The 22,664-nt window shown below is 61.9% G+C and carries 19 protein-coding genes; 16 read left to right on the forward strand and 3 right to left on the reverse strand.

Annotation, left to right across the window (positions count from 1 at the left end; genetic code table 11):
• Positions 1-121 precede the first annotated feature (121 nt).
• Positions 122-1,252 (forward strand): DUF4317 domain-containing protein, encoded by a 1,131-nt coding sequence (locus tag H8S57_RS04405; protein WP_186906864.1) that lies wholly within the window; start codon positions 122-124, stop codon positions 1,250-1,252.
• A gap of 88 nt (positions 1,253-1,340) precedes the next feature.
• Here the strand turns inward: H8S57_RS04405 and H8S57_RS04410 are convergent, their stop codons facing one another.
• The gene (locus tag H8S57_RS04410) at positions 1,341-2,504 is read right to left on the reverse strand and encodes an aminotransferase class V-fold PLP-dependent enzyme (RefSeq protein ID WP_186906865.1); all 1,164 of its coding nucleotides are present in this window, start codon (positions 2,502-2,504) and stop codon (positions 1,341-1,343) included.
• A 9-nt stretch (positions 2,505-2,513) separates the two neighbouring features.
• The gene (locus H8S57_RS04415) at positions 2,514-3,701 is read right to left on the reverse strand and encodes a polysaccharide deacetylase family protein (protein WP_186906866.1); all 1,188 of its coding nucleotides are present in this window, start codon (positions 3,699-3,701) and stop codon (positions 2,514-2,516) included.
• Positions 3,702-3,936: 235 nt separating this feature from the next.
• Here H8S57_RS04415 and H8S57_RS04420 point away from each other — a divergent pair, with 235 nt between their 5' ends.
• The 8 genes from H8S57_RS04420 to prfB all read left to right on the forward strand — a co-directional run bounded on the left by H8S57_RS04420 (position 3,937) and on the right by prfB (position 12,722).
• Positions 3,937-4,548 carry a ubiquitin gene (locus H8S57_RS04420; protein WP_186906867.1) on the forward strand — a complete coding sequence of 204 codons (612 nt, stop codon included), beginning with the start codon at positions 3,937-3,939 and terminating at the stop codon, positions 4,546-4,548.
• Positions 4,549-4,600: 52 nt separating this feature from the next.
• Positions 4,601-5,296 carry a response regulator transcription factor gene (locus tag H8S57_RS04425; protein ID WP_186906868.1) on the forward strand — a complete coding sequence of 232 codons (696 nt, stop codon included), beginning with the start codon at positions 4,601-4,603 and terminating at the stop codon, positions 5,294-5,296.
• 85 nt (positions 5,297-5,381) lie between these two features.
• A complete protein-coding gene (locus H8S57_RS04430; protein WP_186906869.1) occupies positions 5,382-5,879 on the forward strand; it encodes a hypothetical protein in 498 nt (165 codons plus the stop codon).
• A gap of 12 nt (positions 5,880-5,891) precedes the next feature.
• A complete protein-coding gene (locus H8S57_RS04435; RefSeq protein ID WP_186906870.1) occupies positions 5,892-7,400 on the forward strand; it encodes a sensor histidine kinase in 1,509 nt (502 codons plus the stop codon).
• Positions 7,401-7,812: 412 nt separating this feature from the next.
• Positions 7,813-8,526, forward strand: a complete 714-nt coding sequence (locus tag H8S57_RS04440; RefSeq protein ID WP_186906871.1) for a DUF4358 domain-containing protein — start codon at positions 7,813-7,815, stop codon at positions 8,524-8,526.
• A gap of 88 nt (positions 8,527-8,614) precedes the next feature.
• Positions 8,615-10,018: an MBOAT family O-acyltransferase gene (locus H8S57_RS04445; RefSeq protein WP_186906872.1), complete on the forward strand. Its 1,404-nt coding sequence runs from the start codon at positions 8,615-8,617 to the stop codon at positions 10,016-10,018.
• Positions 10,019-10,103: 85 nt separating this feature from the next.
• Positions 10,104-11,234, forward strand: a complete 1,131-nt coding sequence (locus tag H8S57_RS04450) for a DHHW family protein (protein WP_186906873.1) — start codon at positions 10,104-10,106, stop codon at positions 11,232-11,234.
• A gap of 366 nt (positions 11,235-11,600) precedes the next feature.
• A complete protein-coding gene (gene prfB / locus H8S57_RS04455; protein WP_186907005.1) occupies positions 11,601-12,722 on the forward strand; it encodes a peptide chain release factor 2 in 1,122 nt (373 codons plus the stop codon).
• Between the two features lie 133 nt (positions 12,723-12,855).
• On the opposite strand, the gene H8S57_RS04460 is transcribed toward prfB, so the two are convergent.
• Positions 12,856-13,983, reverse strand: a complete 1,128-nt coding sequence (locus H8S57_RS04460; RefSeq protein WP_186906874.1) for an ROK family transcriptional regulator — start codon at positions 13,981-13,983, stop codon at positions 12,856-12,858.
• A gap of 368 nt (positions 13,984-14,351) precedes the next feature.
• On the opposite strand from H8S57_RS04460, the gene H8S57_RS04465 reads away from it, so the two are divergent.
• The 7 genes from H8S57_RS04465 (at position 14,352) to H8S57_RS04495 (ending at position 22,354) form a co-directional block, all read left to right on the forward strand.
• Positions 14,352-15,167: an N-acyl homoserine lactonase family protein gene (locus H8S57_RS04465; RefSeq protein WP_186906875.1), complete on the forward strand. Its 816-nt coding sequence runs from the start codon at positions 14,352-14,354 to the stop codon at positions 15,165-15,167.
• Between the two features lie 56 nt (positions 15,168-15,223).
• Entirely contained in the window at positions 15,224-16,318 is a 1,095-nt protein-coding gene (locus tag H8S57_RS04470; RefSeq protein WP_186906876.1) for a sugar ABC transporter substrate-binding protein, read from the forward strand.
• A gap of 99 nt (positions 16,319-16,417) precedes the next feature.
• Positions 16,418-17,917: a sugar ABC transporter ATP-binding protein gene (locus tag H8S57_RS04475; protein ID WP_186906877.1), complete on the forward strand. Its 1,500-nt coding sequence runs from the start codon at positions 16,418-16,420 to the stop codon at positions 17,915-17,917.
• A gap of 19 nt (positions 17,918-17,936) precedes the next feature.
• Positions 17,937-18,902: an ABC transporter permease gene (locus H8S57_RS04480; protein ID WP_186906878.1), complete on the forward strand. Its 966-nt coding sequence runs from the start codon at positions 17,937-17,939 to the stop codon at positions 18,900-18,902.
• A 13-nt stretch (positions 18,903-18,915) separates the two neighbouring features.
• Positions 18,916-19,692 (forward strand): SDR family oxidoreductase, encoded by a 777-nt coding sequence (locus tag H8S57_RS04485; protein ID WP_186906879.1) that lies wholly within the window; start codon positions 18,916-18,918, stop codon positions 19,690-19,692.
• A 35-nt stretch (positions 19,693-19,727) separates the two neighbouring features.
• On the forward strand, positions 19,728-20,816 hold the full coding sequence (locus tag H8S57_RS04490) for an alcohol dehydrogenase catalytic domain-containing protein (RefSeq protein WP_186906880.1): 1,089 nt from the start codon (positions 19,728-19,730) through the stop codon (positions 20,814-20,816).
• Positions 20,817-20,830: 14 nt separating this feature from the next.
• Positions 20,831-22,354: an FGGY-family carbohydrate kinase gene (locus H8S57_RS04495; RefSeq protein WP_186906881.1), complete on the forward strand. Its 1,524-nt coding sequence runs from the start codon at positions 20,831-20,833 to the stop codon at positions 22,352-22,354.
• Positions 22,355-22,664: the final 310 nt, after the last annotated feature.

A 22,664-nucleotide genomic window follows, 5' to 3' on the forward strand; every position in this document is an offset into this window, starting at 1 on the left:
CGTTCCATCCGCATTATAATAGGGGTTCCCGGCCATAGCCGGGGACCCCTCAGCTTTTTCCACAGGCGCCTTGCCGCTTTGCCGGCGGCGCCCCCCATTCCTATGATGAAAGAGGATCCCGATGAACGAAAAAGAAATCGCAGAGCTGCGCCGCCGTTTCCGGCCGGAGAAGACCAGCATCACGCACATCCGCGGCTGCTGTGTCAACGAAAACCGGGAGATCGTCTCCCAATTTGACCAGTCCCTGGCCCTCCTGTCCCAGGAGGAAAGCGAAAAATTTCTCTCCCTTCTCCGCAAGACGCTCTCCGGCGGCATAGGCAAAAACCTGGTGGACATCACCTTTACCACCCAGCAGGTGGCGGACAGTCCGGAGCACAGGCTCCTCATGGCCCTGCGCAGCTCCGCCCTGAAGGACGAGCAGGCGGTGCAGACCTTTTTCCAGCAGGTGATCGGCAGCCTGTCGCTGGAGGGCAATTACCTGATCCTGCTGGCCCGGGACGCCTACGACGTACCTTACCGCTCCCGGGACGGGGAACGGCAGGACGACGCCTCCGCCGAGGTCTTCTCCTACCTTCTGTGCGCGGTGTGCCCCGTCAAACAGACCAAGCCGGGCCTGAGCTACCATATCCGGGAAAACGAGTTCTGCACGCCGGTGCCGGACTGGCTGGTCTCCGCCCCCGAGCTGGGCTTTCTCTTTCCCGCCTTTGACGAGCGCACCACCAACCTGTATAACGCGCTGTACTACACGCGGGACACCGCGGAAAATCACCCGGAGGTCGTGGACGCGCTCTTCCGCAGCCCCATCCCCATGCCCGCCTCCGCCCAGAAAGAGACGTTCCAGTCCCTGCTGGGCGATACGCTTGGAGCGGATTGCAGCCTGGAGGTGGTGCAGGCCGTGCAGGAGCAGCTGTGCCAGCTCATTCAGGAGCACAAGGAATGCAGGCAGGCCGAGCCGCTGACCCTGTCCAAGGGCACGGTAACGTGCGTGCTCCGGTCCTGCGGCGTATCAGACCGCCACGCGGAGTCCTTCGACGGAAAGTATGACGAGGCCTTCGGCCCGGACGCCGCCCTGAGCCCCGGCAATCTGGTGGACACCAGGCAGCTGGAGCTGCGCACCCCGGACGTGACCATCCGGGTCAGCGCCGAACGGGGCGATCTGGTAGACACCCGCGTCATCGACGGAGTCAAGTACATCCTCATTCGCGCCGACGAGGGCGTACAGGTCAACGGCGTCAACGTACAGATCTCCTGACCGCCTGCGCGCTTCGCCCTTCCATGCAAAACGGCCCGCGCCCCGAATCAAAGGGGGTGCGGGCCGCTTTCGCCGGGTCTGCGCCTGTTCAGCCGCCCGTCTCCAGCAGCAGCTCGTACACGGCGCCATGCACATAGTCGATCTCTTCAAAGCGGGTGAACGGTCCCACGGAAAAGCGCACCGCCCCCTGCGGGAAGGTCCCCAGCGTCCGGTGGGCCATAGGCGCGCAATGGAGGCCGCAGCGGGTCTCGATCCCATACTCCTGTTCCAGACGGAAGGCCATCTCTCCGTTATCGGCGTGAAGGAAGTCCACCGACACCACACCGGTGCGGCGCTTCACCTCCCGGGTCCCCAACACCCGCAGGCCGTCCTCCTCCAGCTCCATCAGCCGCGCCCAGAGGTGTCCGCCCAATTTGCGCACCCGGTCCCGGAGGGGCGCTCCCATCCGCTCCAGATAATCCAGCGCGGCTCCCAGGCCGTAAATGCCCGGCAGGTTGAGGGTGCCCGCCTCCAGCCGGTCGGGCAGGAACGGCGGCATATCCAGCGATTCGGACCGGCTGCCGGTACCGCCGGAGAGCAGCGGCTCCAGTTCGGCCGCCAGCGCGTCGGTAACCACCACGCCCCCGATGCCCTGGGGGCCCAGCAGTCCCTTGTGGCCCGGGAAGGCCAGGCCGTCGATCCCCATCGCGGCCATATCCACCGGCACGCACCCCAGCGTCTGAGCCGCGTCCACCAGGAAAAAGATGCCCCGCGCACGGCACATCGCCCCAATCTCCCCAATGGGAAACAGGGTGCCCGACACGTTGGAGGCATGCGTCAGGATCACGCAGCGGGTGTCTTGCGTCAGCATTTCCTCCGCCTGCTCCAGCAAAAGCTCCCCCTGCCCGTTGCAGGGCAGGCGGTCCACACGCACGCCTGCCGCCTCCAGCTGGTTCAGGGGGCGCAGCACCGCGTTGTGCTCCATTGCGGAGGTGACCGCCCGGTCGCCGGGCCGCAGCAGGCCCTTGAGCAGCAGGTTCAGGCCATGGGTGGCGCCGCCCGTGAAGACCACGTTCCGCGCCCCCGGGCCGCCCACCAGGGCGTTCAGCCGCTCCCGCACCGACAGGACGGTCCGCCCCGCCGCGCAGGCTCCGGGGTAGCTGCCCCGGCCGACGTTGCAGCCGATCCGGCCGATATAATCCGCCATGGCCTCTCCCACGCCGGGTGCCTTGGGAAACGCGGTGGCCCCGTTATCCAGATATACCCTTCTCATGCCGTTTCCTCACAATTCGCTCTCCACCGCCAGGCGGATACTGTACCCCGCCTGCTGCAGCCGGGGCAGGATGCGGGACAAGATCCCGGCGCCCGCGGCGCCGTCGTCCAGGGTAATACGCACGCTTCCGCGCTCCGCCGCCGCCGCCAGGATGGCGTTTGCCTGGGCGGCCTGGCCCCGTCCGTCGTCCAAGCCGTCCACATTGCCTGTCCAGCAGGCCCAGCCCAGCTGCGTCAGCCATCGGAGCACCTGGCCGTCGTTCTGCTCCAGCGCCGCGGTATGGATCCGCAGGCGGGCGATGCGCTCCAGCAGGGCGCTGCCCTGGGACAACGACGCCTGGACCGCATCCAGATCGCCGCCCGGGAGCAGCAGCCCCACTGCGTGGCCGGAGCCCACCACACGCCGCACCTGATCACCCCTTCCGGCCAGATCCTCCGGCCGGAACAGGAACAGGGCGCGCACGCCGCTGCGGTCCAGCGTATCGAGGATCGCCTCCAGCCCGCTGCCGTCGGTACACTGGAAGGCCAGATACAGCCGCACGCCGTTCCGGTCCGGCGTCTCAGCCCCGCCCGGCGTGGGCGCGGGCGGGACCGTCTGTCCCGGAGCCGTCGTGACCGCCGGAACGCTGGCGGAGGGCGACAAGCTGCGGATATAATCGTTGTACCGGTTCTGGAGCCGGCCGGAGACCATCGCCACCTCCAAAAATTCCTGGGTGCTCAGGCTCTCCTTGCCGTTTGTCAGCCGCAGGAACGTTCCGTAGGGCGTCAGCCGCTGGCTGGTGGTCAGCTCGCAATAGCGGCTGACCCGGTTCAGCGGCAGGAAAATGGTCCCGTTTCGGATAATGGCGCGCATGCCCATGCTCTCTCCGGTATTCTGATCGGTGCAGGTACCGGCGTTCAGATCGAAGCGCAGGGTCCCGCCGATGCGGTACATATACAGATAATACCCCGAATCATCCCGCATTACGCTGAAGGATACCCCCAGGGCCACTCCGGTCACATTTCCGTCGAAGAGGGTATAGGGCGCGTACAGCACTCCGTCGGACTGAAAGGGCATGGCCTCGGCGGACATGTCCACAAAGCGGTCGTTCACCGCCATCTGATAGACCGATTCCTCCGACGCGGCGGCGGAGAGCGCCAGCGCCATCACCAGAGCCGCCGCGCAAAGGCAGGCCAGCAGCCGCCGGAGTCGTTTCATTCCATACCACCCCCCAGATCATTTGCCTTGGGCTTTGCTGCATTATATCATTTTTTAAACCGTATGGCAACCGGCCGCGCCGGACGGAATCGCCCGCTTGCACCGGCAGGCCGCGCATAGTATAATAGATTTGCCTGACCTTGGATTTAACCGGATTTTAAGAAAGTCTAAAGGCCAATTTAGCCCGCGCCGGTTATACTTTCTACAGAACAACCGGCGAAAGGATGTGCACCCTATGGCGGTCACGTTGGAACAAGTGGAGCGGCTGCGGGAAGAAGCGGACCTGTCTTACGAGGAGGCCCGCGCCCTGCTGGAACAGACGCAGGGCGACCTGCTGGAGGCCCTGATTCTGCTGGAGCGGCAGGGCCGCACCAGGGGCGCAGCCAAAAGCGCCTACTACTCCACCCGGCCCAGCCGGGATGCGGCGGAGGGGGCCGCCCTGGTCCCCACAGCGCCCTCCCGGGGCGGCCGCCGCAGAAGCGCGGGCCAGGACGCGGAGCGCCCCGGCTTCCGGGCTCAGCTCAAGGCCTTGCTGCTGGCCGCTGTGGATCTGCTGCGGCACAGCACCGTCAATCAGTTTGAGGTTTGGCGGCATGGGGAGATGATGACCTCCCTGCCGGTACTGATCCTGATCCTGCTCATCCTTGTGGCCTTCTGGATCTCCGTGCCGCTGCTCCTTTTGGGATTGTTTTTCGGATGCAGATACCGTTTTTCCGGCCCGGATCTGGAAAAAAGCGGGGCAGGAGACGCCGTCAACCGGGTGACGGGCGTCGTCGGCGATGCGGTGGAGCAGGTGAAGGACGCGTTTACCCGCGCCGCGCAAGGCAAGGACGACCCCAAAAAGTAACCCGCGCACAGCCCCGGCTGGAACGCGCGATTCGATGGGAGGAGGCGGCGGCATGGCCGAAAAGATCCTTTTGGTGGAGGATGAGGAGAAACTGGCCCGCATGGTGGAGCTGGAGCTGCAATACGAGGGATACCAGGTGGATAAGGCCTTCGACGGCCGGACCGGACTGGACCGCGCCCTGTCGGGAGAATACGACCTGGTGCTGCTGGACATCATGCTTCCCGCCCTGTCGGGCATGGAGGTGCTGCGCCGCCTGCGGAAGGAGAGCCAGCTGCCCGTTATCATGCTCACCGCCCGGGATACGGTGGTGGATAAGGTCTCCGGCCTGGACATGGGGGCCGACGATTACATCACCAAGCCCTTCGCCATCGAGGAGCTTCTGGCCCGCATCCGGGCCGCCCTGCGCAAGCGCCCCGCCCAGGCCGCGGAAGAGCCCCGCAGCCTGCTCGCCGCGGGGGCGCTCACCATGGACACCGAGCGCCACGAGGTGGAGGTGCGCGGTCAGAGCGTGGAGCTGACCCGCCGGGAGTTTGACCTGCTGCGCTACCTGCTGGAGAACAAGGAGAAGGTCATCTCCCGGGAATCTCTGCTGGATCACGTGTGGGGCTTCGATTTTGTGGGGGAGACCAACGCTGTGGACGTGTATATCCGCTTTCTTCGCTCCAAAATCGACGAACGCTTTGACATCAAGCTGATCCACACCGTCCGGGGTGTGGGATATGTCATCCGCGAGGACGGGAACGGCTGACGGCTCCGGGCCGGGAGCGCCGGACCGATCCTCCGCCGCCCGCACGGATGCGGGCCGGCATTTACAGGAAAAGAGGGACCGGATCATGGACATCAACGCCATCGTATACACCAGCGCCACCGGCTTTACCGCCCGCTACGCCGCCCTGCTGGCCGAGCGGACCCGCCTGCCGGCTTACGAGCTGGCTCAGGCCGGGACCGCGCTTTCCAAGCGCGCCCCCGTGCTCTATTTGGGCTGGCTGTGCGCCGGCGGGATCAAAGGGCTGAAAAAGGCCGCCGCACGCTTTGACGTGAAGGCCGTCTGCGCTGTGGGCATGTCCCTTCCAGACCCGGCCTATACCGCCAAGCTGGCCTTGCCCGCCGCGCTGAAGCAGGTCCCGCTGTTTTATCTGCGGGGCGGCTATGCCCCTGACCGGCTCACCGGCGTCTATCGGCCCATGATGGCCCTGATGACCAAGGCCGTGACCAGGACCCCGCCCAAGGACGCCGGAGAACGCGCCATGCAGGATGCCTTCCTCCACGGCGGCGACTGGGTGAGCGAACAGGCCCTGACGCCGGTGCTGGAGCGGCTGGCCGAACGATAAGGAGGCGCCGTTATGACCCGCAACCCCAACAACAAGCCGCCCGGACGGATCAGATCCTCCATTGTGGCCCGGCTGAATACCCGGCTGTTCTTCCGGCTGCTGGGCATCTATTTCTGCATGGATCTGCTGCTCTGCCTGCTGTTCTCCGGCGGACTGTTTTTCTATGCCGAGCGGCAGGCTGCGGACATCAGCCTTCTGGTCCAGGAGCGGGGCGTGCCCACGGCGGAGGCAAGCGCGTGGATGCAGGCGGGCGACTCCATCGTCACCGCGGGCATCTCCGAGGCGCAGGGGATACCCCTGCCCGGCTGGCTGCCCTCTCCTGCGGAGACCGCCGGGGGAGTGCGGTACTTCGACCCCGGCGACACAGAGCTGTTCTCCCTTGTCACCTTTCATACCGGCGGCGTGACCAGCTACACCCTTCAAATGGATCCCGACGGCACGCCCTATACCATCTGGCTGGATCTGTCCGCCCCCGCGTCCATCTTCCTCTTCGCCGCCCGGGTCCTGCTGATCTGCCAGCTGGTGAGTTTGATCTCCAACCTGTTTAAAAACGCCGGGTCCATCAAGAAGGTGCTGCGTCCCATCCAGGAGCTGGCCGCCACTGCCGCCAAGCTCAACAACGTCTCCGGCATGTCGCCGGAGGAACTGAAGGTGCTGGCCGGAAAGCTGGATGAGATCAACGCCACCCATCTGGACCAGCGCATCAATCTGCCCGGAACCCAGAAGGAGCTTCAGACTCTGGCGCAGGCCATCAATGCCATGCTGGACCGGATCAATGAGGCCTACCGCTCTCAGATGCGGTTTGTCTCTGACGCCAGCCACGAACTGCGTACCCCCATCGCGGTCATCCAGGGATACGCCAACCTGCTCAACCGCTGGGGGAAGGACGATCCGGCCACCCGGCAGGAGGCCATCGACGCCATCCGGCAGGAGGCCGATTCCATGAAGGAGCTGGTGGAGCAGCTGCTCTTCCTGGCCCGCGGCGACAACGACTCCATGCACATTCAGATGGAGGCCTTCGACCTCACCGAGGTGGCCGCCGAGGTGCTGCGCGAGACGGAGATGATCGACCAGACCCATCGCTTTGCATCCCATTGGGACGGGGCGGTCCCCGTCTTCGCGGACATGGGGCTGATGAAGCAGTGCCTGCGCATCCTGGTGGACAACTCCATCAAATATACCCCCGCCGGCGGTCTCATCACCCTGCGCTCCTCTGTTGCGGACGGCGCGGCCCGCATCTCAGTCCAGGACGAGGGACAGGGCATCGATTCCGAGAGCCTGCCCCATATCTTTGAGCGCTTTTACCGCACCGATGTGTCTCGTGCCCGCCAGACCGGCGGTACCGGCCTGGGCCTGGCGATCGCCAAGTGGATCGTCGACCGCCACGGCGGCTGGTTCGAGGTGCGCTCCTGGCCCGGTGTGGGGACCCGCATGACCGTTGTGCTTCCCCTGGCCAACCTGGGCGGGCAGAGCGACGACAGCCAGGAAGACCCCGGAGCGGACGCCAGGCAGAGTGCCTGAAGGCGGCGGAACAAACGGGAACCACAATTCTGACGGGCAGGGCGGTCTTTCCACAGGACCCGAGTTCCATCCGTCCCGCCCCTTCTCTGCGGGAAAAGGCCGAAATGCCTTTTCCCGCAGTCTCTTCCGGCGACCCGGAGCAGCTTGCTCCGGGCCGCCGGTTTATTTTAAGGCGTCACCGCACAATTCCCCACGCACGTCTTGGCGGCCAATTTGCCCCGCAAATGCGTTGCAAAACCTTGCAATACGCAAAGTATTCCTGCAGTTTTGCGCCTTTTGGCGGCACAAATTTCCGCACCGATCCGTACGCGCTGAATGATGCGGTAATACCCTAATTTTGCGGAGGCGGGAACTTTTTGTCCTGTCCGTCCGTCAAAGACAGCACAACCCAATCAGAAAGGAACCGATCTCTATGAACCTGAACCGACGCCTGCTCGTCCTGACCCTGGCCGGGACCCTCAGTCTGGGCCTGCTGTCCGCCTGCGGCGGCGGGAATACGCCCGCACCCGAGACCACGCCTTCCGCAATACCGTCTCCCCAGGCCACCGCTGCTCCCACTGCTTCCCCCGACCTGCCGGAGGAGTCCCCGGAGGAACCCCCGATCCCGGAGGAGACCGGTGCTCCGGAGCTTCCTCCGCCTTCCGACGCGCCCGCCGCCACCGCAAAGCCGCAAGCCACCCCCGTTCCCACGCAAAAGCCGGGGGGCGCCGTCACGCCCGCTCCCACGCCGGAGAGCACGCCGTCCGCCTCCCCCGTCGCGTCCACCTGGAACGACATCGCCAAGCTGGATCTGCCCTCCCTGATGGATGTGGACGCCGACACCCTCTCCGCTCTCTACGGGATCGACGCGGCCGATTTGGAGGAATACATCTGCAAGATGCCCATGATGAGCGTTCAGGCCACTGAATTTTTTATTGCCAAGGTGAAGGACGGCAAGCTGGATGCGGTAAAATCCGCGCTGGAGCAGCGCCAGAAGGATCTGGAGGAGCAGTGGTCCCAGTATCTGCCCGCCCAGCTGGAGCTGGTGCAGAACTACAAGCTGGTATCCAACGGCAATTACATCCTGTTCGCCGTCAGCGAATCGGCGCCCGACGCGGTATCGGCCTTCAATACCTATACAAAATAGTCTTTTCCGGTTATAATGGAACGGAACCGCCCGGCAGGGCTCCCCTGCCGGGCGGTATTCGGAATGACGCAAAAAAGAAGGTGACCTTTTGGTCTTTTCCAGTCCGTATTTTCTCTTCCTGTACCTGCCCATCGTGCTGCTGGTCTACTACCTCACGCCGCTGAAGGCCCGCAACGCGGTGCTGCTGGTCTTCAACCTGATCTTTTACGCCTGGGGCGAGCCGGTGTATATCCTCATCATGTTTGCCTCCATTGCCATTGACTACACCCACGGCATGCTGGTGGAACGCTGCAAGCGGCGCGGCAATGACCGGGCGGCCCGCCGGGCGGTGGCCTCGTCCGTGATTTTCAACCTGGCGCTGCTGTTCTTTTTCAAATACTGGGCCTTTGTGGCCGGGAGCCTGGCCGCCATCGGGCTGCCCTTCATGCCCCGGCTGGGTCTGAGCCTGCCCATCGGCATCTCCTTCTACACCTTCCAGACCATGAGCTATACCATCGACGTGTACCGCGGCGACGCCGGGGTACAGAAAAATCTCATCAACTTCGGTACGTTCGTCACCCTGTTTCCACAGCTCATCGCGGGCCCCATTATCAAATACAAGGACCTGGGGGATCAGATCGACCACCGTCCCCATTCTCCGGAACAGTTCGCCTCCGGCGTGCAGGTCTTTGTGGTGGGCCTGGCCAAAAAGGTCCTGCTGGCCAACAATCTGGGACTGCTGTGGGATGCCTATAAGGCCCTGCCTGCGGCAGAGCTCACCACCGCCGGGGCCTGGCTGGGCGTGGCGGCCTTTACGTTTCAGCTCTACTTTGACTTCTCCGGCTATTCCGATATGGCCGTGGGCCTGGGCCGGATGCTGGGCTTTGAGTTCATGCGCAACTTCAACTATCCCTATATCTCCCGTTCCATCACCGAGTTCTGGCGGCGGTGGCACATCTCCCTGGGCACCTGGTTCCGGGAATATCTGTATATCCCTCTAGGCGGCAACCGGGTCTCCACACCCCGGCTGTTTTTCAACCTGTTGGTGGTATGGGCCGCCACGGGCATCTGGCACGGGGCCAGTTGGAATTTCCTGCTCTGGGGGCTTTATTTTGCGGCTCTGCTGATTTTGGAGAAGGCCTTCCTGCTCAAGCTGCTGGACAAGCTGCCAGCCCTGCTGCGGCATCTGTATACCCTGTTTCTGGTGGCGGTGAGCTGGGCCATCTTTGCCGTGGAGGACTTCTCCCAGCTGGGCGCTTACCTGAAGGCCATGTTCGGTCTGGCCGGGGGCGGACTGACGGATGCGGCGGCATGGTATTACTTCCGCTCCTTCCTGCCTGTACTGCTGATTTCCGCCGTAGCCTCCACCCCCCTGGCCGCCCGGCTTTGGAGGCGTCTGCCGGAGCGGTCCATGCGTCTTTTGCTGCCCGTGCTCCTGCTGGCGGGACTGGTCTTTTCCACCGCCTATCTGGTGGACGCCACGTATAACCCATTTTTATACTTTCGCTTCTGACGCCGCCCGGCCGCCGGCGCGGCCTGCATGATCCGCCGGCCTTCCGCCCGCGGCAAAAAATCGTTTTCCGTCCAAGGAGGTCCCCATGACGAAACGCTACTGCATTTTCATCACCGCGCTGTTCTGCGCGTTCCTGGGCCTGTTTCTGGCCGCCAATACGCTTTCCCCCGACCGCGACTTTTCTCAGCTGGAGAACCGCGCCCTGCAGCAGCTGCCCGCGCCCTCGGTCAAGACGCTGGTCAGCGGAGCATTCATGTCCGACTTTGAGACCTATGTCAACGACCAGTTTGTCCTCCGGGACGGCTGGATCGCCCTGAAGTCCGCCACCGAGCTGGCCCTGGGCAAACAGGAGAACAATGGCGTCTACTTCGGCAAGCAGGATACCCTGATCACCCACTTTCAGGCGCCCGACGCCGGGAAGGTGACGAATAATCTGAGTTATGTTAATAAGTTTGTGGAAAATGTGGATATCCCGGTGTATTTCTCACTGATCCCCACACAGGCCTGCATCTGGGCCGACCGCCTGCCCGAGGGCGCGCCCAACGCCAGCCAGACCGATCTGCTGACCCAGGCGCAGGCGGCCACCCAGGCAAACTGGTATGATACCTACCCTTCCCTCTGGGCCCACAGGGACGAGGATATCTTCTACCGTACCGATCACCATTGGACCAGCCTGGGCGCCTATTACGGCTATACCGCCCTGGCGGACGCCATGGGCCTGGAGCCGGTGCCCCTTTCGGAGTACGCCAAGACGACGGTGAGCACCGCCTTCTACGGCACGGTGTTTTCCTCCTCCGGCGTGCGCTGGGTGCGCCCGGACGTGATCGACACCTATGTGCCCGACGACGGGATCTCCGTCACCTCCTACACCTACGATAAAAACGGCAATCCGGTGGAGGAGCCCCGGCAGCTGTACGACAAATCCTTCCTCGCCGTGAAGGACAAGTATGCCATGTTCCTAGGCGGGCAGCAGTCCCTGGGGGTCATCCGCACCGGCCGGGAGGGCCCCAAGCTGCTGCTGATCCGGGATTCCTACACCGACTCTCTGGCCCCCTTCCTCACCGCCCATTATTCCGAGATCCACCTCATCGACCTGCGCTACTACAAGCTCTCCGTCGCCGACTATATCAAGCAAAACGGAATCGACGCTGCGGTGGTGCTCTACAGCGTGCCCAACTTTGTCACCGATTCCAACCTAGTCTGGCTGGGCCGGTGACTGAAGCGTGAGCACACCCCTGCTGACCCGGCATGGCTTCGCCATGCCGGGTTTTCCCATACGCACGACAGGATTCCCGTGCATCTTTTCCGTGGGAAGGCATATACTGATATGTACATCACTCACGAAGGAGGTTAGGCAGATGCAGGAGCACGAGGAACATACGCCGTCCAGGCCTGACGCCGCTCCCAGGGAGGACGTGGACGATCTCATTTTCCGCGCCGACCCGGACTGGCTTGCCAGCGACCGTTGAAAACCGCCCGCCTTCGGGCGGTTTTTTGGCGTCCGGAAGCCGTTTGCCCTTTACATTACCGGCTTCTTTGGATATAATATGAGGGCTATTTTATGGAAATGAGAGTGTATGTGATGCTGCAGTTTGACGAATACAAAGTAAAGCTGAACAACCTGCGCCCCGAACTGGAGGATCTGGACCAGGCCCTGGGGCTGGAGGCCGCCCAGCGGGAGGCGGAGATGCTGGAATCGGAGAGCGCCTCCGACGGCTTTTGGGACAACCTGGAGAAGGCCCAGAAGGTACAGCAGCGGGTCAAGCAGCTGCGCAACAAAATCGAAGGCCAGCAGAAGCGCAAGACTCAGTGGGATGATCTGATGACCCTGTGCGAGCTTGGCAACGAGGCCGAGGATGAGAGTCTGGTGCCCGAGGTGGAGGAAGGCTTTGCCGCCCTCGTGGCCGCCGTGGAGGACGCCAAGCTGTCCACCCTGCTCACCGGCGAATATGATAATTCCAACGCCATTTTGACGTTCCACGCCGGCGCCGGAGGCACCGAGGCCCAGGATTGGGCCCAGATGCTTTACCGCATGTACACCCGCTGGGCCGAGCGCCACGGCTACAACTACCAGGTCATCGACTATCTGGACGGCGACGAGGCGGGCATCAAAAGCGCCACCATTCTGATCGAGGGGGAAAACGCCTACGGCCACCTGAAGAGCGAGCACGGCGTGCACCGCCTGGTGCGGGTCTCCCCCTTTGACGCCAACGCCCGCCGGCAGACCTCTTTCGCCGCGCTGGAGGTCATGCCCGAGATCCCCGACGACGTGGAGGTGGATATCCGTCCCGAGGACATCGAGATGCAGGTCTTCCGCTCCTCCGGCGCGGGCGGCCAGCACATCAACAAGACCTCCTCCGCCGTGCGGCTGATCCACAAGCCCACCGGCATCGTGGTCTCCTCCCAGCAGGAGCGGTCCCAGTTCCAAAACCGGGACACCTGTATGAAGATGCTGCGCTCCAAGCTGGTGGAGCTGCAGATGCAGGCCCATGCGGAAAAGATCTCCGACCTGAAGGGCGTGCAGATGAAGATCGAATGGGGCAGCCAGATCCGTTCCTATGTATTTATGCCCTACCAGCTGGTCAAAGATACCCGCACCGGATATGAGACCAGCAATGTGGGCGGCGTGATGGACGGCGATCTGGACGGCTTTATCAACGCCTACCTGAAGGCTGAGGCCACTGGGAACTGGCTGGAAAAGTAAGCGTCCCGCACCCGAACCAATGGGCGGCCGGACTTGTGAGCGCCCGTTGCCCGGTATATCGGATCCGGACGGCAGCGGCCTTCCAACTGCAACGGGGCCCGCAGCGTATGCTGCGGGCCCCGTTGTTCTTTTTCTAAATCGTACGCAGAAAGTCGGAAATAAAGTTAAGGGCGGCCCCGGCGGCGATGGCCTCCTGCTTGTAGCAGCACACCCGCAGGTAATCCGGACGGTCCCCGAAAATATTATACTGGTCAATCCGCCGCTTGAGCTCCTCCAGATAATCCCCAATGTACGCGCCCACATACCCCCCCAATATGATGGGACAATCGAAGAGCATATACAGATTGGCGATGGTGACCGCCAGGTGATCCAGATACGTGTCCCACCGCGCCCCGGCCTCCGGCGCGCCCCGGTTCAGCAGGGCAAAAAAGGCGGCCAGGTCCCCATCGGTCAGGGAGGACAGCACGGTGGCCGCGCAGTAGGTGTCCACACATCCCTTTTTACCGCAGTAGCAGGGCTTTCCATCGGGTACGATGGTCAGGTGTCCGATCTCCCCGCTGTGCAGGTGTTCTCCGGAGTAGATCTGATTGTTGATGACCACCGAGCCGCCGATGTTGTTGCTGAGCATCACGTAAAAAGCGTTGGAGAGGTTCCGGTTGATCCAAAGTTCGGCAAAGCCCGCGGCATTGGCATCGTTGAACAGAGCGGTGGGATAGGGAATATACCGGGCAAACTCCGCCCCTGTCACTCCGGTGATCTCCAGGATCTTTCCGTAAAAAACACTCTGGTTGTCCCCGGCGATAAGCGCAGGCAGACCGATCCCCACCCCCTGGATATGCTCTGCCCGCAGTCCGGCCTCCTGGATGATCTGCTCTACTACCGCCCCCAAACGGCGGTAGTAGGCGTCCGTGCGCTCGAATCGGCACCGCAGGCGGACGCTGGCAGTGATGGTCCCCCGCAGATCTACCGCCACGGCGGTGATGTGGTTGCGGGTGATATCCAGGCCGATGGCCGTGCGGGCGCCGGCGACCACGTCGAAGGTCTTTGCCCGCCGCCCGCCGGTATTACTCAAAAAGCCGACCTCTTCCACCAGTCCCTCCTCCTGCAGCTGGGCGATATTCTGGGTCACAGTGGGCAGGCACAGGTGCAGCCGTCCCACAATGGCCTGCTTGGACAGCGCGCCCTCGCCGTGGAGGAGGTTATAAATATTGGTGCGGTTGGCCTGCTTGATTCCCATATTGGCGGTAATCTTCTGCTCCATATTCCCTCAGCTCTCAAACGTTAATTTTTTCACATTCTATCCGTTAAAAAAAGGAAAGCCATATCATCCAAAGCCTTCCCGTCCATGGCCCTGCCCGCTTATTAAAAACCATTTTCTAAAACCATCTCATTATATCTATATCACACTTAAGCTGGTTGTGCAAGGAAAAAAATTCCGAATTGGATTGCTCAATGTATACAATTTTGAAAAATCAAATTTGACACTTTAGCCAAATCAGTTTCTTTTTTCATCTTGTCTCTTGACAAATTTACAGTCCACTCCTAATATGTAATCAGTTTATTAAATCAGATTACAAAAAGTGTTTTGATAATTAAGATAGCCGAAAGTGAAGCACAGGAGGGATCGCGTTGAAATTTTACATTCTGGACAACGGCTGGGAGACCCTGGACAAATCGTTTTTTATCGCCGGAGCCAACTCGGCCACCGCCTCCAACCGCAACCCTGAAACCGAGTGGATCAACATCCCCATCCAGGCCTATCTCATCGAGCACGAGGACGGCTGGATCCTCTTCGACACCGGCTGCGACCCGGATTGGGAGCGCAACTGGCCCGCCTTTATCCCCGAGCAGTCCCCCTATTATGTCACGGAGGAGCAATTGCTTCTCAATCGCCTGGCCCAGCTGGGCGTCGCCCCGGAGGATATCAGGTATGTGGTCATCTCCCACCTGCATGTGGATCACGCCGGCAACCTCCACCACTTTAAAAACGCCCAGGTGATCGTCAGTGAGGAGGAGTTTACCGCCACGCTGAAGGCCTTTGTCACCGGCCGGGGCCTGGACGTTCACGTCCCTTCCGACATCCGGCACTTCATCGACGCCCAGCTCAACTGGCGCCTGCTGCGCCCGGACGAGCGGGAAGTGGAACTGGTCCCCGGCGTCACCCTGCTGAATCTGGGCTCCGGCCACTCCTTCGGCATGGTGGCCATGAAGGTGGAGCTGGAGCACACCGGCCCTCTGCTAGTGGTGGCCGACGCCATCTATTTTGAGGAAAATGTGAAGCCGGAGATCCAGGTGCCCGGCATTCTGTACGACTCGCTCGGCTTCCGCCGCTCCGCCCAGTATCTGCTGGACTACGCCAAGCGCACCGGTGCCAAGATCCTGTACGGCCACGATATGGCCCAATTTGAAACGCTGATCAAATCCCACCAGGGGTACTACGACTAAGGATGGATATGACAGGATCTCCTGCCGTATATAAAAACAGAAAGAGGGTATTTGATGTGAAAAAACTGCTTTCTCTCGCGCTTGCCGCCGCGCTTGCCGTCACCTGCCTGTCCGGCTGTTCCGGCAGCGGCGGGACCGCCCCCAGCACGGGTGCGCCCCAGACCAGTACGCCTGAGAGCGGCGCCCCCGAGACCCCTGCCGCCAACAGCGATCTGGTGGTGGACCTCTCCGACATCTCCGTCGGCGCCTGCGTCATGTCTCTGCGCCACGAGTTTATGGCAAACCTGGTGGTGGGCTACAAGGAATTCATGGCACAGACCAACTGCAATGTGATCATCACCGACGGCGGCAACATGGAACCGGAAAAGCAGGTCACCAACGTGGAGAACTACATCGCCCAGAACGTGGACGGCATCCTGTGCCAATGCATCTCCGTGGAGACGATGAAGGACACCCTGAAGCACGCCATGGACGCCGGCATCCCGGTGGGTATCTATCCCTACGACACCAGCGTGGGCGCGACCACCTACTTTGGCTACAACGAGTATGACTGGGGCTACAGCCTGGGCGAGAACGCCGCCGACTGGATCAACAGCAAGCTGGACGGCTCCGCCAAAATCCTCAACGTGATCACCACGCTGGAGGAGGCCGCCGTACAGCGCAGCCAGGGCTGGCAGGACGCCATCAAGGCCCTGTGCGACGAGAGCAAGCTGGAGTGGGTCACCGTGGAAGCCACAAGCTCCGAGGACGCCATGGCCACTACCGAGTCCGCCCTTCAGGCCAATCCGGACGTGGACATGGTGCTGGTGTACAACGACGAAATGGGCATCGGGGCCTACCAGGCCATCGTCCAGTCCGGGCTGGACACCACCAACATGTACCTGGGCTCCTGCGACGGCACCGACACCGTGCTGGACTATGTGCAGGAGGATACCGTCTACCGCTGCACGGTGGGCAACGACCGCTTTGTGTCCGAGATCGGCTTCTACTGGGTGGAGAACATGGTGAAGATCGCTCTGGGCATGGACTATGACGATCCCTTCCCCATCACCACCATTGCCATCACCAAGGACAACGTGGACGACTATCGCTCCCGTGAGCCCGAGTACGTCATCTCCCAGGACCTCATCGATTTCGTCAATAACATGTAAGAAAAACCTGCGCTCCCTTCTTCCGGATGCCCGCTCGTCATCGGGCGGGCGTCCGGAAGCTGCTTTTCCGGCAGTTGGGAGCACCGGAAAGGTGACACTATGGAGAAAAAGATCATTCTCTCAGCGCAGGGCCTGACCAAGAGCTATGGCCCCATTACCGTGCTGGATCATGTCAGCGTCGATTTTCGGGAAGGGGAGATCCACGCCCTGATCGGAGAAAACGGCGCGGGCAAATCCACCTTGTGCAAAATTCTCTCCGGCGCTATCACACCGGAGAGCGGCAGCATCGTCACCGGCGGCCAGACCTACCCCAGCCTGACCCCCATTAAGGCCAAGGCAGCGGGAATCGGCATGGTGTATCAGGAGTTCAATCTGGTGCCGGAGCTGTCCATCTGGGAAAACCTGTTTGTCGGCAAGGAGATCCGCCGCGGTCCCCTGATCGACTCCAAGGCCATGCTTCAGCGCAGCCGTGCGGTCTTTGCGGACATGGGCGTCAACATCGACTGTCAGGCCAAGATCAAGGATATCTCGGTGGCCTACTGCCAGCTGGTGGAGATCGCCAAAGCCCTTCTGGAAGAGAGCAAGCTGCTCATCCTGGACGAGCCCACCGCGCCGCTGACCAACGCAGAGATCGACATCCTGTTCCGGGTGCTCGCCAAACTGAAGGCGGACGGCATCTCCATGATCTACATCTCCCACCGGCTGGAAGAAGTCTTCCGCATGTGCGACAAGATCACGGTCCTGCGGGATGGGCAGTTCATTCGTACCATGGATGTGGCCGACACCAGCAAGGAAGAGCTCATCCACCTGATGATCGGCCGCGAGCTGTCGCAGGAGTTTCCTCCCCGTCCGGGCCGCTTCGACTATGCCGGGGCCAACACCGTTTTAAAGGTGGAACACCTGACCAACCGGAAGCTCAAGGACGTCTCCTTTGAATTAAAAGGGGGGGAGATCCTGGGTATTGCAGGCCTGGTGGGCGCAGGCCGCACCGAGACCGTGCGCGCCATTTTCGGCGCGGACAAGCTGGACAAGGGGAGCATCTCCATCCGCGGCAGGCCGGTCGCCATCAAAAACCCCTCTCAGGCCATCAAAAACGGCATCGGCCTCATTCCAGAGGACCGCAAACGGGAGGGACTCATGCTCATCCTGCCTATCAGCATCAATATGTCCATCGTGGTCATCCAAAGGCTGTGCCGCGGCCTGATGATCTCCAGCCGCAAGGAGAAGGAGCTGCTTCAATCCAAGGTCAAGCTGCTGTCCGTCAAGCTGCCCTCCCTGGACAAGCCGGTCTCCAGCCTTTCCGGCGGCAATCAGCAGAAGATCGTCCTGGCCAAGTGGCTGTCCACCAACGCGGACATTCTCATTTTTGACGAGCCCACCCGCGGTATCGACGTGGGCGCCAAGCGCGAGATCTACGACTTTCTGTTTGACCTGAAGTCCAAGGGGAAAAGCATGATCGTCATCTCGTCCGAGATGTCCGAGATCCTGAATCTGAGCGACCGTATCCTGGTGATGCATGAGGGCGCGCTGAAGGGCGAGCTTTTCTATCAGGACGCTACTCAGGACAAAATACTCAGCCTTGCCTCCGGCCTGGCGTGATGGAGATGAGGAGATAACCATGAATACAAAAGGAACCGCGGGAAAGCTGATTTCCTTCTACAATAAATTCGGCATCATTTTTATCCTGATCCTGGAGCTTATTATTTTCTCGGTGGCCAACTCCAACTTCTTTACCCCCAACAACCTCTTTCTGGTGGGCCGTCAGGTCTCCTTCTACGGCATTGCCGGCGTTGGGATGACCATGGTGCTGCTGGTGGGCGAGATCGACATCTCCGTGGGCTCCATCCTGGCCTTTACCGGCTGCCTTTCCGCCACGCTGATGACCCAGATGGGCCTGTCCATCCCGGTGGCCTTCCTGCTCACGCTGCTGCTGTGCTGTGTGTTCGGCCTGGTCTCCGGCACGCTGACCGCCGTGCTCAAGATCCCCTCCCTCATTGGCACGCTGGCCATGCAGACGATTATCAAGGGATTTACTTACCTGATGACCGGCGGCAGTTCGGTCACCGGATTGTCCGACCGCTTCAAGCACCTGGGCCAGGGGTTCCTCTTCGGCGTGATCCCCATTCCCCTCATCGTCATGGTAGTCATGTTCGCCCTGGGCTTTCTGCTTCTCAACCGCACCTTTCTGGGCCGGCGGATCTATGCCGTGGGCGGCAATCAGGAAGCCGCCCGTCTTTCCGGCATCAAGACCCGTGCCGTCGTGGTGGGTACCTTTGTGGTCTCTGCCGTCACCGCAGGCATCGCCGGCGTTCTGATGGCCGCCCGTCTGGGGACCGGCCAGCCCTCCACCGGCTCCGACTTCGCCATGGACGTGCTCACCGCCACCGTCCTGGGCGGCGTCACCCTCCAGGGCGGCAAGGGCTTCGTACTGAATGTGTTTATCGGCTCCTTTATCATCGGCATTCTCTCCAATGGCCTGACCATGTGCAACGTGCCCGAGTACTGGCAGTGGATCATTAAGGGCCTGGTCTTCCTCTTTGCCGTGGCCATGAGCAACCTGGAAGCCCTGATGAGCAAGAAGTAAGGAGGCTGCGTATATGGGTATCATCGAAAAGCTGCGGCTGGACGGGAAGACGGCGTTTGTCACCGGTGGCGCCCGCGGGATCGGCAAGAGCGTGGCCACGGCCTTCTGCGAGGCCGGAGCAGACGTGGCCATTGTAGACATCGACCTGGACGAGGCGGAGAAAACCGCTGCCGCCCTGGCCGCCGGCACCGGCGCACGCACCCTGGCCGTCCGGGCGGACGTGACCGATCCGGCGGATGTGGACGCCATGATGGCCTCCATCCTGGCCCGCTACGGCAAGCTGGACGTGGCCTTCTGCAACGCGGGCATCTGCCGGAACATCCCCGCCGAGGAGATGAGCTATGAGCAGTGGCGCAGCGTTGTGGACGTCAACCTGACGGGCGTTTTCCTCACCGCCCAGGCGGCGGGGCGGCAGATGCTCCGGCAGGGGGGCGGTTCCATCATCAACACCGCCTCCATGTCGGCCCATATCGTCAATGTCCCACAGCCTCAGTGCTCTTACAACGCCTCTAAGGCCGGGGTCATTCAGCTCACCAAGTCCCTGGCGGTGGAATGGGCCGCCCGCAATGTACGGGTCAACTGCATCAGTCCCGGTTATATCGGCACCGAGCTTACCCTAAACTCCCCCACGCTCGTCCCCCTCATTGAGCAGTGGAACGCCGTGGCACCCCTGCACCGCATGGGAAAGCCCGAGGAGCTGCAGGCCATCTGCGTATATCTGGCGGGGGACTCCAGCGCCTTTACCACCGGCGCTGATTTCGTCATCGACGGCGCCTTTACTTGTATCTGAGTGAAAATTTTGCTGTGAAAGGTAGTAGACTAGTTATGGAAGCAAAGGGAACTCTGCCCAAAACCATGAAGGCTCTTGTGGCCTACAGCGCCACCGACTACCGTCTGGAGACGGACTATCCCGTCCCCGCCTGCGGCCCCGACGATCTGTTGATCCGGACCGAGGGCTGCGGCATCTGTGCCGGCGACCTGAAGTGTCAGCATGGAGCGGCCATGTTCTGGGGGGACGACACCCAGCCCGCATGGGTCAAGCCCCCCTTCATTCCCGGCCATGAGTTCATCGGCAAAGTGGTCTGGGCCGGGGAGAACGTCAGCGGCTACGCCCTGGGCGAGCGCATCGCGGTGGATCAAATCGCTCCCTGCGGTGCGTGCCGCTTTTGCAAAGACGGACATTACTGGATGTGCCAGCCGCACGAGATCTACGGCTTTTTCCACGATTTCTGCGGCGGCATGGCAGAGTACGTGCGCATTCCCACCGGTCGCTCCGTCATCCACCGGGTCCCCCAGGACATGCCTTTGGAAGCCGCCCTGCTCATCGAGCCCTATGCCTGCTCCAAGCACTGTGTGGACCGGGCGGACATCGGCTGCGAGGATGTGGTGGTGCTCTCGGGCGCCGGCACCCTGGGACTCGGCATGGTGACCTACGCCAAACTGCGCAGCCCCAAAAAGCTCATCGTTCTGGATATGCTGGACGAGCGGCTGGAAAAGGCGCGGGAATTTGGCGCCGACCTGGTCTGGAACCCGGGTAAAATGGACGTGGTCGCCGCCATTCAGGAGATCACCGACGGCTATGGGTGCGATATCTATATCGAGGCCACCGGGCATCCCTCCTCCGTGGTGCAGGGCATGCAGATGATCCGCAAGCTGGGCCGCTTTGTGGAGTTTTCCGTTTTCGGCGCGCCTACCCAGTTGGACTGGTCGATCATCGGAGACCGGAAGGAGCTGGACGTGCTGGGTTCCCACCTCTCCCCCTACTGCTTCCCCTACGTCATCGACCACATTGCCGACGGAACACTGAAGACCCGCGGCGTGGTCAGCAGCGTCTTCTCCCTGGACGACTGGAAGACCGCTTTTGACCGCGCCTCCGGCCAATACGGCGACTTCAAGGTCGCCTTCCGCTTCTGAATCGGGAGGGCATGATGAAATACCTTATCGGTACCGACATCGGTACCTCGGGCACCAAATCCATTCTTATGGATACGCAGGGCCGGCTCATCGCCCAGGATCTCCAGGAATACGACGTGCTCACCCCCCAGCCGCTTTGGGCCGAGCAGTGGCCGGATGTGTGGCTGGACGCTGCAAAGCGCTCCATCCGCAATACGGTGCAGAAATCCGGAGTATCCCCTGCCGACGTGGCCGGTATCTGCATCAGCGGACTCTACGGCGGCTCCGGCATCCCGCTGGACGAGCAGATGGAACCCGTACGCCCCTGCCTGATCTGGATGGATCGCCGGGCCACGGTTCAGCAGCGCTGGGTGGAAGAACACATCGATCCGGAAAAACTGCAGCGTATCACCCACAACGGCACCGACCCCTATTACGGTTATCTGAAGATCCTCTGGATAAGGGACAACGAACCGGACAACTGGCGCCGTACCCGTCTCTTTCTCCCTCCCAACAACTATGTCATCTATCGGCTTACCGGGCAGGTGGCGATCGACTACTCTGCCGCAGGCAATATCGGCGGTATCTTCGATATGAACGCACACGGCTGGTCGTACGAGCTGATGGATGACATGGGGATCCCCCGCACGATGATGCCCCCGCGCATCGTAGAGTCCCGGGACATCGTGGGCGGCCTCACCGCCCAGGCCGGGCTGGAGCTGGGCTTGAATGAGGGAACCCCTGTGTGCGCCGGCGGCGTGGACTGCGGCGTGGCCTCCTTTGGTCTGGGCGTCTTTGAGCCCGGCGAGTATGTGGCCGCCATCGGCACCTCGATGTGCGCCGCTCTGATCCATGACCGCCCCATCCGGGCTCAGGGGCTCATCGAGTGGCCCTATGTCATCAACTCCAAGGCGCTATCCTACTCCTTCGGCGGCGGCGCCACCGCCGGCGCTGTGGTCAAGTGGTTCCGCGATACCTTTGCCCAGCGCGAGAAGGCGGAAGAAGACGCCGGCGGAGCGAACGCCTACGCCGTCCTGGACGAGCAGGCGGCCAGCATCCCTCCCGGCTCCGGCGGCCTTATCGTACTGCCCCATTTTATGGGAGAGCGCAGCCCCGTCTGGAATACAGATGCCAAGGGCGTTATCTTCGGCCTCTCTCTGGCCCACACCAAAGCCCATATTTACCGGGCTTTTCTGGAAGCGGTGGCCTACTCCCTGCGCCACACCATGGAGTCCACCGGCGAGGACCTGGGCGAATATATCCTGTTGGCGGGCGGCGTCAGCAAGTCTCCCCTGTGGCGTCAGATCTTCGCGGACGTGACCGGCCACGCGGTGGTCTGCCCGATCCACGATGTCGAGGCCAACCTGGGCGATGTGATGCTGGCAGGCTTGGGTACCGGCACGCTCACTCTGGAGGATATCAGGAGCTGGCAGGTGCTGGACGAGAAGGTACGGCCCGACCCGGAAGCCCACGCCAAATACAATGACTACTACAAGCTCTATCACGCGGTCTACCGCGACCTGGAACAGGACATGGCGGCCATATCCAAACTGTCCTGAGCAGCGCCTCCCGTCCAAGGCCGGGGCTCCGATGGGACCTCATCCCGGCTTTTCCCCAACGGCACTGCAAGCCGCGCTGAACCGTTTTCTCCGCTTCCTGCACCCCGCCGCCATTGACGCAGCAGAATTCCTTTCATCGCTGCAGTTCTGCGGGGGAGACTCCGGCTGTTTCTCCTCTCGCTTCGCACCGGATTGCAAACCCGCTTGCTGCTGATCCGCAGAGCGGCGCCCCTGTTTTCCAAAGCCATCCAGCAAAGTCATAACTACCAGCTAAAGTGGTAGCTTGAGTAGGCCCTTATAGGGCCTGTTC

It is taken from the genome of Lawsonibacter hominis (assembly GCF_014287895.1).
Lineage (GTDB): Bacteria > Bacillota > Clostridia > Oscillospirales > Oscillospiraceae > Lawsonibacter_A > Lawsonibacter_A hominis.